The organism is Chryseobacterium sp. KBW03 (genome assembly GCF_003852415.1).
In the GTDB taxonomy this organism is placed as follows: Bacteria; Bacteroidota; Bacteroidia; order Flavobacteriales; family Weeksellaceae; genus Chryseobacterium; species Chryseobacterium viscerum.
On the sequence record NZ_QAJO01000002.1, the window covers coordinates 20,470 to 37,903 of the forward strand.

Genomic DNA, 17,434 nt, shown 5'->3' on the forward strand with positions numbered 1-17,434 from the left:
AGTAGTTCTACTACTTATTGTCGTAATTCTACGATAATAGATTTACATATGTTTTTATAACATCCATGAATAAAGCGTTTTAAGATATATCCCATTTTTAAGATAAAAATGATTTTTACACCTGAAAGAGAAATAATCACAGGATTCAGGATTTAAATTTGCCCTCATAGTTTCTAATTTCATCTTCACAGCACAAAAAAAGCAGAAGTATCGACTTCTGCTTTTGATATCATAAAATGAATTTCTTAATGCTTAGTATATTCCGGTTGTTCTCTCGGAATTCTTGTCGGTGTAAAATACTCATTAAGCCAGTAGAACGTCTGCCCGTTTTGCTGGATCTTTACAGCAGGGTTATTTCTGTTGGCAAGCATTCTGTCTGCCAGATTTTTATAGTGTTGGAAATAATTTCTTACCGTTTCATTAGGAACAATTTTCGATTTCTTCCAGCCTTTCAGTTTGTACTTAGCCATCAGCTCTTCTTCAGAAAGATCAAAACCTGTACTCATACCAATAGCATAAGACATTGGCAGCTCATAAAGATCTCCTTTATCCAGGAATTTGATCGTTGGATTGTACTTCTTCAGCAGTTTCACATACTCTTTCACTGCTCTCGCCTGATTAAAGTCTGCACGGTCTGCCTGAGTATTTCTGTATACTTCGGTATAAAAAGTTTTTAAGTTATCATACTCAGATTCAGAAATAAGAATTCCTTTTTCTATTCCCGGTGTAAAGTCTTTCAGATCTTTTGGAATGTAACCTTTTACAAGGAAAGGACTTCCGTAGTTGATCAGCTGGGCTGCAATTCCCGCAGAAACCGGATTGGTAAGTCCTGGATATAGATATTTATATTTTAAATCAACATCTGTTCTTCCTGCTCCTACCGATGAGTGGAAATATTCATTAAGTGACTTATCAACAGTCTGATTGTCTAAAGTAACCTGTGAAATAAGACTGTCAACAGATTTTTTCAGGAATCCTGGAGTCGTTATATCTCCTTTTTTAGGGAAAATAACAAATCCCTGAGACATACTCTGTTTAGGATAAGCCAGAGAGAAGAATCCGGCGTCACCTTCTACCAGGCTAAAATTATTCTTGGTAAGAACATCATACTGGTTGATGATCTTTTGCTTTTTAAGTTCAGCAATATTTTTGGCGGTATTGGTAACCACATTTTCTGCCATCAATACAAAATCATTATAGTTGTCTGATGATCTTGCATTGGTCTGGAACATGATCAACCTTGCCTGAGCCTGAGTCAATGAGCTGATTACACTGTACATATTTCCGCTCTGGTTGGCAGAGGTTCCTACAGTGACTACAATATTGGTTTCATCAGAAACGTTTGAAAGAAGGTTTCCGGCTGCCGTAAGAGCTTCTCCTACCGGCTGATACCCATTATTGCTTGCGCAGTTCATTTCATTCGTTTTCTGATCAATAAACGTAGAGATCTTACTGTAATCTGTACTAAGATTGGACACAGAAATATTCTCTCCACAAGGGTTATTTTTGTATAAAACCACACCGTATTTAACATTATTAAAATAGGATGGCTTTTCGAATCTAAGCTGTAGATCCTGCAATAATGATTTTACGATAGGGGCATAAGGTGCATTTCCTGCACTTACATCCAACGCAAAGACAATATTGATATTTTTATCTCTTTCTGTAATCTCTCTGTAGCGGTCAAAATAAATAGGTTCACCCAGAACATTGGATACAAAGTTCTTGCTGTAATCTAAAATATTGGTGAAGTATTTTGTTTTGGAATCAAGGGTTGGGGCTTCTTCTAATGGCAGGCTTACAGGGAAAATATTTTCCAGAGGTTTTCTTTTGTTCACATCTGTAAGAAGAATTGCCGTTTTGTTTTCGGCGTCTGATGCAGATCCTCCAGGATATCCTTCATGAATTCCCAAGGCAGAATCGTTGATCCCTGTTGTATTTTTAAGTTTAATAGCGGAACGTTCTCCCCAGGTAGAGATCACATTGGAACTCACCCATCCGTAAAGACCTTTACCGATGCTGTCTATATCTATTGAAGGTTTTTTACCTACTAAAAATCGTTTGTTATTTTCAGCCTGTTTGTAAACATATACAATTTGTCCGTTTGGAATTTTCACCTTGGCTGCTTCAATAAGACTTGGTGAATTGAACACCATAATGGAGTCATTTTTATAGTACCTTTCAGCATTCTTGATGACTTCGCTGTTACTTGGCACTACTGCTACTCTTACAGGATACCCTGTTTTTTCACTTTTTAAAGCATTGTTCCAAAGAAGAAGGTCAGATTCCGGAATCCAGCCATATGTTTTGATTGATTTTGACGAAACTTTTTTCATTAAAGCATCCGGAACATATTCCGCTACTTTTACCATCCCGTCTCTATGTTTTAAAACCATTAATGGCTCAAGGAATTTCACTTCTTTGTAAGACTTCTCGTCATCTTTATCCAAATAAGCTGTATTTCTTGATCTGTCTGAAATAACAATCCATGGAACTGACTTTTTAGGATAACCGTTAACGACAGGGGAAGCATCCACCTGCCCGTACTGTGACGGCTCCGGGGTTTTCTTTGACGGTAGCTTTACCTGGCAACTCGTCAATAATACTGATAACCCTATATAATATGCTGCTAGAGGAAATTTATTTTTCATCCTATTTTATCTTTTAATGATTGGCGCATCCGTAATATCGGACGATATTATTTGCTTTGGTTGATTTCTACTTTTGTTACACACTCCTGCTTATCATCCAGGTTTACTTTTACCGTCTGGATAACCGTGTTTTTATCAAACTGAAGACCTGCACAATACATGTAGAAGTTATTCACTTTACTGTCATTTACCTTTACTACTGTATTTTCATTGTTACACAGGTAAGTTTTCAAAAGGTAATTATAATGCATATTGAAGCTGTTTCCATTGGCAATCTGCTGCAGGTGATACTTGAAATCATTATCTACTTTTGCATAAGAGTCTTCTACAGACACTTCATCTTCTGCAAGAGCATCATAAGCCGGAAGAATTTTGATACGGTGATAGATAGGCTCCTGAGTTTCTTCAGTGTACAGGGTTACCAGATAATCTCCAGGTTTTTTATAAGAATAGATCGTAAATTTATCCTTGGCATCTGTATTTCCCGATTCTCCGAATTTCCATGCAAACTGCTTGGCATCAGAAACGGCCCGAAAAGTTACGTTCTCATTTTGCATAGCCTGAGTGACAGCTTCGATAGTTGTTGTCGATTTTGCACTATCTTTAGGCTTCGGAACGCTTCTTGCGCCTACCATTACAGGGAAAGATTTCGTATACTTATTGTCAACGATCAAGCTCACCTGATAATACCCCGGTTTATTATAGAAGTGAATTCCACTGTTTTTATCTGAAGTTGTCCCATCTCCGAAATTCCATCTTTTGGTTTTTGCAAACTGGGTTTTATCTTCGAATAAAAGGGTGTCTCCTACCGCCAGTGAAGACGGATAAACCACTCCAACAATATCATCGGCTGAATGGATTACTTTTTTCTGCAGCCATAGAACAACCAATGCTGCGATGAGCAAAGTTGCAATAACACCGATAATAATGTTCTTCTTGTTCTTTTGAAAATAATTCATAGTTAATAATTGTGATGTGTTTTATGTGTAGTTCCTAGTATTTACTGCTTATTGTATTCTTGCTTTCAGATCCTGCTCACGCTGATAAAGCTTATTCTGTTTATCTTTAAATCCAATTCTGCATTCATCTACCTGTTTCTGGAAAATTTTGATGTCTTCCGAGGTTGTTGAAATGACTTTTTTATCATCAAAATACATTTTGTAGAATTTGGCGATCTGAGGGTAGGCATCTTTTCGGATATCAACAACGTCGGTACCATTGAAATAGCTGTTAAGGTCGTTTACCCCTAATTGAATATTATTTTCCACAAAAGGCTGTGGTCCATCATTGGTCAGTTTTGTGATCATGGTATACGTACTGTCCATGATTGGCAGAACAACTTTTTGGTGTTGTTCAAATTCGGCTTTCTGCTCAAGGTTCTGAATACCTCTTACATCTTCATCTGAGAAGGGAGATACAAATCCTTTTAAAAAGATCACTCCCAAAAATAACATCGCAGTCACAAGCATCAGTATTAAATAAAAAAACTGATAATGCCTTTCTTTCTTAGATAGTGTGATTTGTCCTTGCATATCTTTTCTTTTTATCTTCTTCTTTTACTTCCGGTGAAATTTCTCGTAGGGTCTTTTCTAAGCTCATTGTTGGTCACTTTTATTTTACCCATACATTCATCGAGATCTCTTAAAACGGTTTTCTTCTGATACTCCACTTCAATGATCTTAGCTTTCAAAGTCATCATCGGTACAATCTGCTTCATCAGTACAGCATAATGCTTAAAGCTTTGTACGCTGTCTTTACCCATAATATTTTTAGCATCCCTCACATTATCCATAATACTGGTTCTTAGGAATACATCATTCTCCACCTTATTGATACTAAGCTGGTTCATTTTGTCGTAAATATCATCAATGTGATCTCTCAGTACGTCACTTCGAAGCATCAGTTCTTTATACGCTTCGGCTTCCCGGCTGATCCCTTCCCGCTGTATATCATAACTCTTAAAAAAGAGAAATAAGCAAGCAAAAGTTACAACCGACAATGCGACAAAAGACAGTATAAACTTCCAAATGCCTATTCTGACGTCAGATTTGTTTAATTTTTTTTCCCTGTTAGAAGACATAATTTGCGATTTGTTTGGCCTGTGAAAGTATAAAAAAAAAATTTTATGCACAATACGTAATTTCCCTAAGCCTGTTTCGTGAAAACCCTGATTAACTTAATATTAATTTCCTCTTTGATAAGTTTTTCATACATTAGACCTCTAAATTTTAAATATCATTTGCCAAATCGATATTAAGAATGAGCAAAATATTATCTAATACCGTACGTTTTTCCATCGCTGACAGTGATTTTTATTTTAAAAAAATAATGATCAAAACACTGATGGAAAATCCTTTCTATATGCTTCTGAATGATTGTAATAATGGACATGAGCTGGTCAACAGAATCTACAGAAGACAGGAGGATGTGTTCATTATTGAACTTTTTATGCCGGTATTAAGCGGGATTGAAGCAATCAAATACATCAGAAAAAATAATTCGGAAACTCCTATTATCACCTATTCCGGTACTTATCAGGAAGATATGGCCGAAATTCTTTCGAAGATTCCTAATATCTATTACTGTCAGAAAAAAAGCACCATCATCAAGGACATTATCAAAGGGGGCATTGCTTCTGAAGATTTTGACTACCAAGCCTATTCCAAAGAATGGGAGCAGCAACCCCTTGCTGTACAGGAATATATGGACAGGCAGAAAAAAGGACAGGAAGAACTTTCTCCGGCAGAAATACAGCTGATGAGATTCTGCTATGAAGGATTCAGTAATAAGGAAATAGCAGAAAAACTTAACCTGAGCACCAGGACTATTGACACCTATATCAACCGGCTTACAGAAAAGCTGGGACTGAAAACCAAGCTCCATCTTATCCGTTTCTGCGTGGAAAATGGATATTACAATTCCAGTTTATAAAAAATTCTGATTTCAGATTCAAAATTTTAAATTCCGGATATCGGGTGAAGGCAGATTATTTTTTTTTTCAAACGCTGCATTTAAGATAAAAATCCCCTCAACACCTATTATTAAGCCATTTATTAAATTTTATTCATCAAAATTCTGTACCTTTATACCGCTATATTATTTTATTATTAAATTAACTTAGCCCTGCATTAATATGGTGTATACATTCAAAGCGCAAGTATTTGAATAAAAATATTTTGTCACTAATTTGCTAGTATTCAATTTTTTTAACTAAATTTGCACACCTAAAATTTAAAATTAAAATAAGGAAATGACAAAGGCAGAATTGGTAAACACCATCTCAAATAAGTTGGGAACAGAAAAGAATGAAACACAGAAAGTTGTAGAAGCTTTTATGCAGGAGATCAGAACTTCTATGTATAATGGGGATAACGTTTATCTAAGAGGTTTTGGATCTTTTATCATTAAAACAAGAGCTGCTAAAACAGGAAGAAATATTTCTAAGAACACTGCAATTGAGATTCCTGCTCATAACATTCCTGCTTTCAAACCTTCAAAATCTTTTGTTGAGAAAGTAAAAACTAAAGTTGCAGTAAAATAAGAACATTAACTGAATATTAACTAGTTACTAAAAAATTAAAATTATGCCAAGCGGAAAGAAAAGAAAAAGACACAAGGTTGCGACTCACAAAAGAAAGAAAAGAAGAAGAGCAAACAGACATAAGAAAAAATAATCTCTTTTTTTCGAGATTTACAATATAATAATATAGTTGGTGGATTTAAATTTAAAAAAGTTCACTGACTATATTTTTGTTTGCAACTATATAAGATTCTTCGGATGATGGAGGGTTTAAAATATTATTTTAATAAACATATAATGGTTTTCATTCAAAATCCTTATATTTAATAGATGAATTAATCGACAAAAAACATCCAATCCCTATAATCTTAACAATTTTATCTTATTAAAAAATGAAGAAAGAACTAATAGTTTCGCATGAAGATGATCTTACAAAGATTGCACTGCTGGAAGACGGAAGACTATGTGAACTTCATGAGCAAGAAGACAAAAGCGATTTTATAGTTGGAGATCTGTTTATAGGAAAAGTAAAAAAACTTGCGCCCAATCTGAATGCAGCATTCGTCAATATAGGATATGACAAAGATGCATTTCTGCATTATCAGGATTTGGGACCTCAGTATCTTACATACAGAAAGTTTTTGAAAGATACTATTTCTAAAAAACAAAGCACTTCGAGCTTAAAAAATTTCGAGATACAACCCGAAATAGACAAAAACGGAACAATAGATAAAGTAATTGCCAAGGACGATCTGGTCCTGTTACAAATTACTAAAGAACCAATTTCTACAAAAGGTCCTAGAATCTCTACCCAGATTTCACTGACAGGACGTTTTCTGGTTTTAATTCCTTTTGACAATAAAGTTTCTATATCCAAAAAGATCAGAAGTTTTGAGGAAAAAGAAAGACTGAGAACCCTGATTGACAGCATCAAACCTGAGGGATTCGGCGTTATTATCAGAACTGTAGCGGAAGGAAAAAAAGTAGCCGACCTTCACAATGACATGAATCAACTGGTTCAGAAATGGGAAAGCACTTTTAAAAACATCCAGAAAAATAAAGTTCCGTCTAAAGTTTTAAGCGAAGAAGACAAAGCTTCAGCTATTTTAAGAGACAATTTTAATCAGGATTTCGTGAGTATCATCTGCGACGATGAACAGATGGTAAGCGAAATGACAAATTACGTAGAAGTAATTGCCCCTGAGAAGAAAAACATTGTCCAGTTTTATGATTCTCATATTCCTCTTCTGGAATATTACAATGTTGAAAAACAGCTTAAACAGAGCTTTGGAAAACACGTTAACATTCCAAGTTCTAAAGGCGCTTATCTTGTTATTGAACACACAGAAGCACTTCACGTCGTTGACGTCAACTCCGGGAACAATATTACCACCGGAACCGCTGTCAACAAAGAGCATGCACTGAAAGTGAACAAAATGGCCGCTACTGAGATCGCACGACAGCTTCGCCTCCGCGATATGGGAGGGATCATCGTTATCGATTTTATAGATATGCCAAATTCTGATCACCGAAGAGATCTCTACGAGCACTTAAAAGAGGAAATGAATCGCGACAAAGCTCGCCACAAAATACTTCCTCCCAGTAAATTTGGTCTGATCCAGATCACCAGACAAAGAAACCGTCCGGAAAAACAGATCGAAACCAAAGAAGAAAACCCGAACAAAGACGGAGAAATTGTTGCTCCGATTGTCATCGTGGAAAGAATGGGTGAAACCTTAAGAAACATTCTGCAGAAAGAAAAAGGAAAAGTCTACCTGCATGTACACCCATTTGTGGAAGCCTACCTTACAAAAGGCATCAAAAGTATCCAAATGAAATGGTTTATCAAATACAAAAAATGGGTAACCATCGTTCCAAGAGATTCTTTTAAATATTTAGAATACAAGATCTACAATTCCAAAAAAGAAGAATTGATAGAATTTTCTAATTAAGACAAAATTCAAACCTCCGAATAATCGGAGGTTTTTTTATTATGTTTGCCAATAACAAAGAAAACAAGACAGCTCCCACAGTAATTTTTATATCAAAATTAACGACCACCGGGACCATTGATACTGCTTTCGAAAATGGCACTTTAGTACATAAAAAACTGATTAAGAAGTAAAACTCATTTCTTTTCAAAAGTATTTACTTAATTTTAGTAAATACTTTTTTATTTATCATGAGCAGAGAACATCACTACAAAACGATCATTCAGTGGACAGGAAATAAAGGAACCGGAACAAGCGGTTATAGAGACTACGAAAGAAGCCACGTAATTTCAACAGAGAATAAAACCGTAATTGACGGCTCTTCTGATCCTGCATTCCGTGGTGATAAAACGAAACATAATCCGGAAGATCTGTTTCTGTCTTCTCTTTCTGCCTGCCATATGCTTTGGTATCTTCACTTCTGTTCTGAAGCCGGTATTATTGTAACCTACTATACTGATGAAGCAACAGGCATAATGACGGAAACAGCAAGTGGAAGCGGTCATTTTACAGAAGTAACTTTACATCCTGCAGTAACTGTTGCGGAAGCATCAATGATAGAAAAGGCAGAGCAGCTTCATCACAAAGCCAACGAATATTGTTTCATTGCCAATTCGGTTAATTTTCCGGTAAAGCATATCCCCATTATGTTAGTTAAATAAATTAATAATCAAAAATTATATCTAAAAACAATGATGGATAGTATACTTTAACAATAATAACTCTAAAAAACTCCACAAAAAGAGAATTATTTAATGAAAAATCAACAATAATAACGTTTTACTATCAATAAAAACACAATAAATTGAAAATATTTATCAATTTTATTCAAAATGTAAAGTTTTTTTCCTATTTTTATATAAACAAAACAAACCATGATGAAACCAAGATTGACCATTTTTGATGAACCCATGCTTTACACTGAGGGATTATCAAGACTGCTTACACAAAGCAAAATTTTCAGCACAATTGACACTTGTAATTCTTTAGAAACCCTCTCCAAAAACTTAAAAAAAGATCCTCCGGAAATGCTTGTTATGAGCTCCAATATGCTAATGCTCACGGAAATCTGCAAGTTGGTAGAAAGTATTATCTCTGAACATAAAAGTACTAAGATCACTATCATTGGAAACTCATATGATATGATCGATATCCGGAAACTCTTCAACAAAGGGATTAAGGCTTATCTCGACAAAAACTGTACATATGATGAGTTTCTGAAATCCATTAATGTTTTACTTCTTAATGAGATCTACATTTGTGACCATGCGAAGGAAAGAATGATCAATTTCATCAGTAGTGAACAGGAAAAACCCAATCCTCACATCAAAGAACCGCTTACCCGCCGCGAAATGGAAATCCTTAAACTGATATGTGACGGAAACAGCAGTAAAGATATATCTGAAAAACTTTTTATCAGTATCAACACGGTAGAAACACACCGAAAAAGAATTCTTTTGAAACTCAATGCGAAAAACTCAGTCGGAATTGTAAAATATGCTATTGAAAACCATATTATTGACTGAAAATCTCCCATGAACAACTCAAAAAATTCCAAACTTTACAGTCTGGAATTTTTTTATGCCTGAATTCGGTCTTATGAATCAGACAGACAGCTCATTATTAAACTTTATTTTTTTAAGGCCGAAAGTGAGGCAAAGAGATCAGAAACTGAGGAATGAAAATGTGTGTGTTACTTTTATCCTTGATGTTTTATCTGCAAACAACTCAAATTTCTAATCTCAAGCTCACATCCTGGAACTTTAAACCTTAAAACCCGGACTTTATAGTAGTAATAATCATCTTTTATTTGAAAAGCCCATCTATATAAATGTCAATGAAAATGATAAACAATATTAAACTTAAAAACATTAAACCTTACTCATAATCCGGCATTTCTCCATTGCTGAAAAGTGAAGCACGGGTAAGATCTGTCAAGCTACTGGTCAGGTCGATTACCATCACATCTCTCTGGGAAATATTATCATTGGAAGTATTCATAAAAATGACCTGTGCATTATTCGGTGAGAATCTCGGATCAAGATCATTGGTACCCATCACTTTTTCGCTTTCAGCAGAGATATCACTTACGACATCGCTAACCATATTATAAATGAAGATATGTGAATCAAGCTGACGGTAGTTTCCGCTTCCATCCACATACCCTGAAACATCACGGGTAAACAGAAGAAGCTGTCCATCTACAGAAAAATTCAGCCCACCACTCGCTCCTACAGAGCCGGACAATACCGTTTTAATGATATTTCCTGTGGTATCTATCACATAAATTTTCGTGTTATAACCGTTGTAATCATTGGTTTTCAAAGCAATTTTACTTCCGTCATAGCTCCAGTCACATTCGGAGATCAGACTTCCGTCCGGAGTGGTATAGACCAGGCTCAGGCCGCTTCCGTCTTTATTGATCCTGTACAGCTTATTAAAGTTTGAATAAATAAGCTCTTTACCATTTGTACTCCAGGCAAAATCCATCTCATAGTTATTAAAACCTGCCACAGGCACCGTTGTTACTTTAAAAGGATTAGAACCATCCGGATTGGCAGTATAAATATGAGTGCTTCCGCCTTCTGTACGGAGAAATGCTATGAGACCTGCATTATTGTTTTTACGTGGCCGCCAGCTGTTGTAGGAAGAATTGGTAAACTGGAAGTTATTTCCCTGATCGTCGCTGGATATGATGACGAAGTTTCCATTCTGTTTTTGTGCATAATGATACCGGTTGGATGGAACCGTGTTGGTCGTAAATTTACTGATAGAGCTTAAAACTGGCTGGTGAATGCCGTCCGAAACAGACACCTGCCAGAAGTAACTTACACCAAACTTCAGATTTGAAAGCGTATAATGATTCGCTTTCAAATCATTAACCTGAATCACATTAGTGTCAAGATTATTTTTAATTGTCAAACTGTATTTCAAGACATCCGCTGTATCGGGATCTGTTGCGCTCCAGGTTAATTCAACGCTCAAAGGTTGATTGACTGCGTTATCTATCGGACTTAACAACTGTGGTGTAGCGGGAGGAGAATTCAATGATGTATCATCATCCATCTCAAAAACTACCGTTACCACCTGATTTTGATTCTGTATATTGACAGACTGGAAGCTGGTAATGTATCCTGAAAGTTCTGCTTTCACAGAGTAATTACCTACGGGCATGGCAGCGATCTCAAAAGAACCGTCCGTACCACTGAATACCGTCTGTGTCGTAGGATTGGTAAAAATTTTCACATTAGGAATCGGCACATTACTGCCTCTTTTTACGACTTTTCCTTTTAACATTCCTGTTTGAGCCTGCTCTACAAGGTCTTCATTGCATGAAAACAGACAAAAAGCAAAGATGAATATGCTGAGTATTTTAATTATAGTTTTCATAATTCGTGTTTTTATTTGTTTCCGAAGTAAAAGTTGATTCCTATACCAAAGCGTAAAGCCTGATCTTTTCTTTTTCCATTCACAAGGCCTTCCCAATTGTCTTTGAAGCCCAGGTCATATTGAGCGGAAGCTCTCAGTGAAACATTCTGGCTGATCATATATTCCAGCCCGCCACCGACTTGTGCTTTATATTGAGGTTTATATTTTGAATACATCGCTCCTGCCCCACCGTATATGTATGGGCTAAATCTGTATTTTGGGAAAAGCAGATATTCCAGGTTCACTTCAGGACCGTAATAGTTTCTTTTCACAATATTTGAATTTTCCAGCGTAAAATAATTACCGTTCACTTCTACATTCAGGTAAGGAGTAAGGAAATATTTGAATCCTACTTTGCCTCCAACGTTCATTTTAGGGTCTACATAATCGTCTCGGACTTTCTGACCTTCAACATTGGCAAATACGGAAAATTTCTGTCTGTAATTATCTGGAAATCTGCCACCGACTGCTCTTCCGTTATTTTGTTCCTGTTCACTATTGTATTCGTTAATTAATGCCTGATATGGCCCATTAGCATCCACAGCTTTTCCCCATATTTTATCTCTTATCCCTTCTACAATAAGAGATTTCACAGCTTTTTCAATAGCTTCGGTTACAGCTAGCTGAACGGGCTCATTCTGGGTGAGACCTACCTCAGCTTCCAGGAGTCTTTCCGTATCAATATATCTGAAAAAACTTCCGTTGACGCTGGTTGAAAGTATTGTTTTGGAGGTATAAACAGTCTTAAGAATCTCTCCGTTAAGCGTAGAAACAGCACGAAGGTAAATCGTAATCCTGTCCTGGCGGTACTGTGTGGAAGCTCCGATACCGAAATATCTTGCTCCAAGTCCTCCGGTCAGAATATTGCTGTCATAAGAAATGACACCGCCTTCAAGAAGAATTCCGGCGTACAAAAGAGGGGGAAGTGACTGGCTGTTTTTGTCTGCATCCTTTATATACTCCTGTCGTGTGGAGCGGATGATTTGTCTTTCATTGAGAAGATTGGCAATATTTTCCCTTTCGATAGGGATAAACCAATGGCTGTCTTCTAATGCTTTGATGAGGATGGTAGTGGTTCCCTGAGGAACTGCCGTACTCCAGTTGTTTCCGTTTTCGGAAGGCTTATACTGGCCGGTCTGGTCTCGGAATTTGTAGACTCCTATTACAATCTTCTCTTTGGGAAGCGGGAGGTTTTTCAATTCTGCGGTAGAAGATGTGACCTCTCCCATCGTTGGTTTTTCGGGATCCGAAGGTAAACCAAATATTGAACTACAAGCCTGCAGAATGCATAGCAGGAAACTACAGAAAAAGATTCTGGTGTAAGTGTAGGTTGTCATGGTAAGTTATTTTTAGTTATTTCCTATTTTGGGATTACGATCTCGGACTGATCGCCATTGCTGGTATCCAAAATATTGATTAAAAGTCCCTGATTAGTATTGGTGATCTGCAAATAAAGTGATCCAAAAAGATAATTTCCGGGCTTTATATTTCCGTCACCAAACTGTTCATCAAACAGTTTTCTTGAAAGTTCACTGAGAATTTGTCTGTTGAGACTCTGGGTAAAGCTGTCAAGAGAGTTTACACGATCCAGCAAGTTGCTGTAATCATTTTTTTCATCAAATTGATTTTGTGCATTAGCAGAGCTTAAAAGCCACTGATAATTAAACGTATCTCCTCCAAAAGCCGGATTTACCGGTTTATAGACGAGCTGCTGAGATTTTCCGTAGAAAATACCCGCGATAAAGGTCAAAATAATGATAAGGGTTTTCATGGCGGACATTTTTAGTAAATGAATTCATTTTTAATAAGGTTTTTCTTTGCGTTAAATTCTTTGATATATTTTAAGCTGTAGGTCAGCTGTTCTTTTAAATAATCTTCTGCAGGATTGGTCATAAAACTGTAAATAATTTTATCCTCAATCTGAATATTGATCTGGCCGCTTGTCCCACGAAGGGGAAGTTCTGTAATGGTAACGGCACTGCTGCTCTTATCCGGCAGCTGGCTATACTGCATATAAAACAGATCATAAAAGTCTTTCCCAACCTTTGTTTTGGTTTCATCAATGGTAAGTCCTCTCAGCTCATAGGCAGCGTCTTCTTCTATCTTTGCTGTTTTCTTTTTAAAAAGATCGCTGTTAAGCTCCAGGCTGTCTTTGGCTACCAATTTCTGGGTTTCTTCATCCCTGATATAAAGGAAAGCTTTCAAGGCATCTTTTGATTCAAGATTGACGCTGATCTCTGACAGTACTTTGACTTCATTGGGATTAACCGAAAATTTACCACTCTGCTGATTGTTTGAAAGGTTTCCTCCGTTTCCTTTTTTAATAGAAACCAATAGATAATTCAGTTCCTTATAAACGGCGGTATTATTCATTACAACTGCTTTCAATATAATCTGATTTTCAAGGAGACTGCTCTCTATCCTTGCATTTACTTTTTTATCTTCCTGCCCATAAGCCCATACAGACAGGAAGGTAAAAAAAGTGCTCAGGCTTAGGGAATATAAAATTTTCATCATTCGTGTTTTAATAATTTCTCATGAAAACTGTTTTATTGTCTCCCTTTACATTGATCTGAATTCCATCCGAAATACTGTTGCTTCCTGTAACATCAATAATATTATTGTTCCCTTGTGCAGTAACGGCGGCTTTTGTTTCTTTATCTGTAAATGAGTTGATAAAATAGAGGGTATTGAAATCTCCCAGCTGTTTTACTACAATATTTGTATGGGCGTTAAGAGAAAGCTCGGCATTGTTATAATCTCCTATCTGAATGATATTGGAACCGTAAGAACTCTGATCAATCTGCTGCCTGGCTATAAGATTTAAGATTGTATTACTGTTGACCTTATCCCAGTCTATTTCCTGTGCCTGCAATCGCAGTAGCGCGAAAAGAGTAATAGCACTCCATTTTAAAGTAGACATGGCCTATTTTTGTATTATACATGCATGCAAACCGGAGAAAAGTGAAGGTAAAAAAGGAGAAACCCTGTAGTTTCTCCCTTACAATTTCTAAGATTTACAGTATGTGTTATAGGGCTTAATTGGACTGATTCACAATCATTGAGTTTCCATTACCCATCTGAGTTCCTACATGGATGTGAGAATCACCACTTTGAGTTACCCAGGTAAAGTTACCGTTACCCATTTGAAGGTCAATAGCTGTGTTAGAATCTCCTATCTGGAACTGATAAAGTTGGTTGGCATTACCGGCTTGTATTCCCACAGAGGTATTATCATCTCCTACCTGAACTGAAGCAGCAATATTTCCATTACCTACTTGTGCGTGAGTAGCACTGTTATCATTACCATCCTGATACTGAACGAGAACGTTATTGGCTCCTACCTGAACTCCGCTAGCGTCATTTCTTCTTCCCAACTGAATTTGATATGCATCATTACCACTACCTAGCTGAATAGCTGAAGCGTCATTTCTTCTTCCGTCCTGATATTGAACGACAGAGTTACCCAATCCGATCTGTACTGAAGAAGCATCATTTCTTCTTCCGATCTGAGTTTGCTCTGTAGAATTAAGTATTCCAAGCTGCCAAGTTGAAGCAGAGTTTCTGTTTCCCATCTGGCTCACATCATTTGTGTTTCCGACACCTACCTGATCCACATCTATAGAGTTTCTGTTTCCGATACTTTGCGCAGTGTTGACATTCAAAATTCCAACCTGATCAATGTCTGCAGTATTACGATTCCCTGTTTGTGTTAAAGAATTGATGTTTAAAAGACCAGTCTGGTCTACAGTAGCAACATTTAAGTTTCCTGTTTGGGTAGTCACATCAATATTAAATTGAGCAAACCCGAAACTCATGGCGAATAGTGTAAGTACACCTGTAAGTAAATTTTTCATCTTAGTAAAAATTAATTGGTTAATAGTAAGGCAAAGGTAGCTTCTCCATCAAAGTGAAAAACCACCATCAAAGTGTAAATTTCAAAAGTCACTGTTTACGGGTGCAAGGGTCACCAATTGCCGTTGTAAGGAAATCATTGTTTTCAGTGAGGGGAAAACACGATCCCCATTTTCAGTGCTAAAAGTAAGTCAGTTCATGGTGAATATTGAGGTTGCGTTGACCATTATTCTCACTCATTATCCCCAATTTCCCATCAGCCTTGAAACATCACAGTTAAGGGTTTTAAACACTTTACAGTCATCAGCTCCTCAAATTCACTTTCAAAATAAAATTGACTATTGCTATTAAAAATTAAGGTTTAAAGTTTAAGATGTAACGTTCTTTATTCTTTGCTAGCTGCTCATCATCCATTTGTGGAACAAAATCGATCACAAAACATCTTTTCACGCTAATATTTGCATAGGTTAATTAATGTTAAGGCCCTTATTTCTTCAAGATATATTGCTAAATTTGAGCTATGGAAAATTTTGGAAAAGATTTATTGAGAAAAATAAAAAGCGTGGAACTTCCCGGTGAACACGCCCATGGAGTCTTCTCTCCCCCCTCCCGTCCCGTTTTTACTTATGATGAAGTATTGGCAAAAAACCCCAAATTTGCAGCTGTCAATATTGTATTATATCTGAAAGACAACGAGTGGTATTTTCCATTGATTCAAAGAACGATTAATGAGCACGACAGACACAGCGGACAGATATCGCTGCCTGGAGGAAAGCGTGAGGAAATGGACAGGGATTTTGCTGAAACCGCAGTAAGAGAAACTTCTGAAGAAATCGGAATTGATAAACATTATGTAAGGATTATCAGAGAAATGTCTCCCATCTATATTCCGCCAAGCAATTTTTATGTATACCCCTATATTTCCTATACTAAAAAGAACCCTGCTTTCGTTCTACAGCATAGGGAAGTTGTTGAAACCATAGAATTTCCTATCACTTCCTTCTTAAACCTGTCGGATACCCCCGAAATGATGGACCTTCCGAATGCAAGCGGACATGAAGTCCCAGTCATTAATTTCAACGGATATATTATCTGGGGAGCTACAGCGATGATATTAAGTGAATTCAGCCAGTTGCTGAAAAAAATGTAACTTTGCACTACCGTGTTTAATTGAGAGATGGCGAAGAAAAATATTTTCACCGATGCATTCGGAACCCCTTATTTTTTGAAAAGGTTTATTATTTTTATTTTAGGAGTTGTATCATACAGAAGATTCAACGGCTTTAATAAGTTAAAAATAACCGGGACAGAGCACCTTGTGGATCTTCCGGACTCTAACGTACTTTTTGTATCCAACCATCAGACCTATTTTGCAGATGTGGCAGCCATGTACCATGCTTTCTGTGCTGTAAACAATGGATACCTGAACACGATCAAAAATCCGATCTATCTCTTGAACCCAAAGATTGATTTTTACTATGTTGCAGCTGAAGAAACCATGAATAAAGGAATTCTTCCCAAAATCTTCAAAGTTGCTGGTGCTGTAACGGTAAAAAGAACATGGAGAGCAGAAGGGAAAAATGTCAACAGAATGGTAGACATGAGTGAGGTAGACAATATTATGAAGGCATTGGACAATGGCTGGGTAGCTACCTTCCCTCAAGGAACTACTTCCGCTTTTGCACAGGGACGAAGAGGAACAGCCAAATTGGTGAAAAATCAGCGTCCTATTGTCATTCCTATTAAAATAAACGGATTCAGAAGAGCTTTTGATAAAAAAGGACTCCGCGTAAAGGTAACCGGTGTAAAACCTACGATGGAATTCAAGGCTCCTTTGGATATCGATTACGATAACGAAAAAGCACCGGAAATTTTATTGAAAATCATGACTGCCATTGAGCAGACAGAGGATTTCAACCTATTACACAGTTATGATGAAGAACTTAAAGCTAAAAAATTAGAACAAAAGGACTCAAATAATTAAAGTA

The 17,434-nt window shown here is 36.7% G+C and carries 17 protein-coding genes; 7 read left to right on the forward strand and 10 right to left on the reverse strand.

The window, feature by feature from the left end; all coding sequences use genetic code 11:
* Positions 1–245 precede the first annotated feature (245 nt).
* Genes tssR through tssO form a run of 4 tightly spaced genes read right to left on the reverse strand, consistent with a single transcriptional unit; the run spans position 246 to position 4,731 of the window.
* Positions 246–2,651 carry a type VI secretion system protein TssR domain-containing protein gene (gene tssR / locus DBR39_RS02055; protein WP_124530643.1) on the reverse strand — a complete coding sequence of 802 codons (2,406 nt, stop codon included), beginning with the start codon at positions 2,649–2,651 and terminating at the stop codon, positions 246–248.
* 47 nt (positions 2,652–2,698) lie between these two features.
* On the reverse strand, positions 2,699–3,610 hold the full coding sequence (locus DBR39_RS02060; protein ID WP_124530644.1) for a PKD domain-containing protein: 912 nt from the start codon (positions 3,608–3,610) through the stop codon (positions 2,699–2,701).
* Between the two features lie 48 nt (positions 3,611–3,658).
* Positions 3,659–4,183: a type VI secretion system transmembrane protein TssO gene (locus DBR39_RS02065; RefSeq protein ID WP_103231494.1), complete on the reverse strand. Its 525-nt coding sequence runs from the start codon at positions 4,181–4,183 to the stop codon at positions 3,659–3,661.
* A gap of 11 nt (positions 4,184–4,194) precedes the next feature.
* The gene (gene tssO / locus DBR39_RS02070) at positions 4,195–4,731 is read right to left on the reverse strand and encodes a type VI secretion system TssO (protein WP_124530645.1); all 537 of its coding nucleotides are present in this window, start codon (positions 4,729–4,731) and stop codon (positions 4,195–4,197) included.
* Between the two features lie 179 nt (positions 4,732–4,910).
* Between tssO and DBR39_RS02075 the strand changes: the two genes are divergently transcribed.
* The 5 genes from DBR39_RS02075 (at position 4,911) to DBR39_RS02095 (ending at position 9,688) form a co-directional block, all read left to right on the forward strand.
* On the forward strand, positions 4,911–5,582 hold the full coding sequence (locus DBR39_RS02075; protein ID WP_103231492.1) for a response regulator transcription factor: 672 nt from the start codon (positions 4,911–4,913) through the stop codon (positions 5,580–5,582).
* A gap of 319 nt (positions 5,583–5,901) precedes the next feature.
* A complete protein-coding gene (locus tag DBR39_RS02080) occupies positions 5,902–6,192 on the forward strand; it encodes an HU family DNA-binding protein (protein ID WP_002984212.1) in 291 nt (96 codons plus the stop codon).
* 371 nt (positions 6,193–6,563) lie between these two features.
* Positions 6,564–8,123: a ribonuclease E/G gene (locus DBR39_RS02085; RefSeq protein ID WP_109738679.1), complete on the forward strand. Its 1,560-nt coding sequence runs from the start codon at positions 6,564–6,566 to the stop codon at positions 8,121–8,123.
* Positions 8,124–8,353: 230 nt separating this feature from the next.
* Complete coding sequence (locus DBR39_RS02090; RefSeq protein ID WP_124530646.1) at positions 8,354–8,824, forward strand: OsmC family protein; 471 nt, start codon at positions 8,354–8,356, stop codon at positions 8,822–8,824.
* A 213-nt stretch (positions 8,825–9,037) separates the two neighbouring features.
* Positions 9,038–9,688, forward strand: coding sequence for a response regulator transcription factor (locus DBR39_RS02095; protein WP_228447744.1), 651 nt, complete (start codon positions 9,038–9,040; stop codon positions 9,686–9,688).
* A 352-nt stretch (positions 9,689–10,040) separates the two neighbouring features.
* On the opposite strand, the gene DBR39_RS02100 is transcribed toward DBR39_RS02095, so the two are convergent.
* The 6 genes from DBR39_RS02100 to DBR39_RS02125 all read right to left on the reverse strand — a co-directional run bounded on the left by DBR39_RS02100 (position 10,041) and on the right by DBR39_RS02125 (position 15,448).
* On the reverse strand, positions 10,041–11,552 hold the full coding sequence (locus DBR39_RS02100; protein WP_124530647.1) for a carboxypeptidase-like regulatory domain-containing protein: 1,512 nt from the start codon (positions 11,550–11,552) through the stop codon (positions 10,041–10,043).
* An 11-nt stretch (positions 11,553–11,563) separates the two neighbouring features.
* Positions 11,564–12,928: a CsgG/HfaB family protein gene (locus tag DBR39_RS02105; protein ID WP_124530648.1), complete on the reverse strand. Its 1,365-nt coding sequence runs from the start codon at positions 12,926–12,928 to the stop codon at positions 11,564–11,566.
* 23 nt (positions 12,929–12,951) lie between these two features.
* Entirely contained in the window at positions 12,952–13,362 is a 411-nt protein-coding gene (locus DBR39_RS02110; protein WP_124530649.1) for a curli production assembly/transport component CsgF, read from the reverse strand.
* A gap of 11 nt (positions 13,363–13,373) precedes the next feature.
* Entirely contained in the window at positions 13,374–14,108 is a 735-nt protein-coding gene (locus DBR39_RS02115) for a curli production assembly/transport protein CsgE (protein ID WP_228447745.1), read from the reverse strand.
* A 7-nt stretch (positions 14,109–14,115) separates the two neighbouring features.
* Positions 14,116–14,514 (reverse strand): hypothetical protein, encoded by a 399-nt coding sequence (locus DBR39_RS02120; RefSeq protein ID WP_124530650.1) that lies wholly within the window; start codon positions 14,512–14,514, stop codon positions 14,116–14,118.
* A 115-nt stretch (positions 14,515–14,629) separates the two neighbouring features.
* Positions 14,630–15,448 (reverse strand): RIP homotypic interaction motif-containing protein, encoded by an 819-nt coding sequence (locus DBR39_RS02125; protein ID WP_124530651.1) that lies wholly within the window; start codon positions 15,446–15,448, stop codon positions 14,630–14,632.
* Positions 15,449–15,966: 518 nt separating this feature from the next.
* On the opposite strand from DBR39_RS02125, the gene DBR39_RS02130 reads away from it, so the two are divergent.
* Positions 15,967–16,596 (forward strand): NUDIX hydrolase, encoded by a 630-nt coding sequence (locus DBR39_RS02130; protein WP_124530652.1) that lies wholly within the window; start codon positions 15,967–15,969, stop codon positions 16,594–16,596.
* Between the two features lie 27 nt (positions 16,597–16,623).
* Positions 16,624–17,430 (forward strand): lysophospholipid acyltransferase family protein, encoded by an 807-nt coding sequence (locus DBR39_RS02135; RefSeq protein WP_103231483.1) that lies wholly within the window; start codon positions 16,624–16,626, stop codon positions 17,428–17,430.
* Positions 17,431–17,434 lie beyond the last annotated feature (4 nt).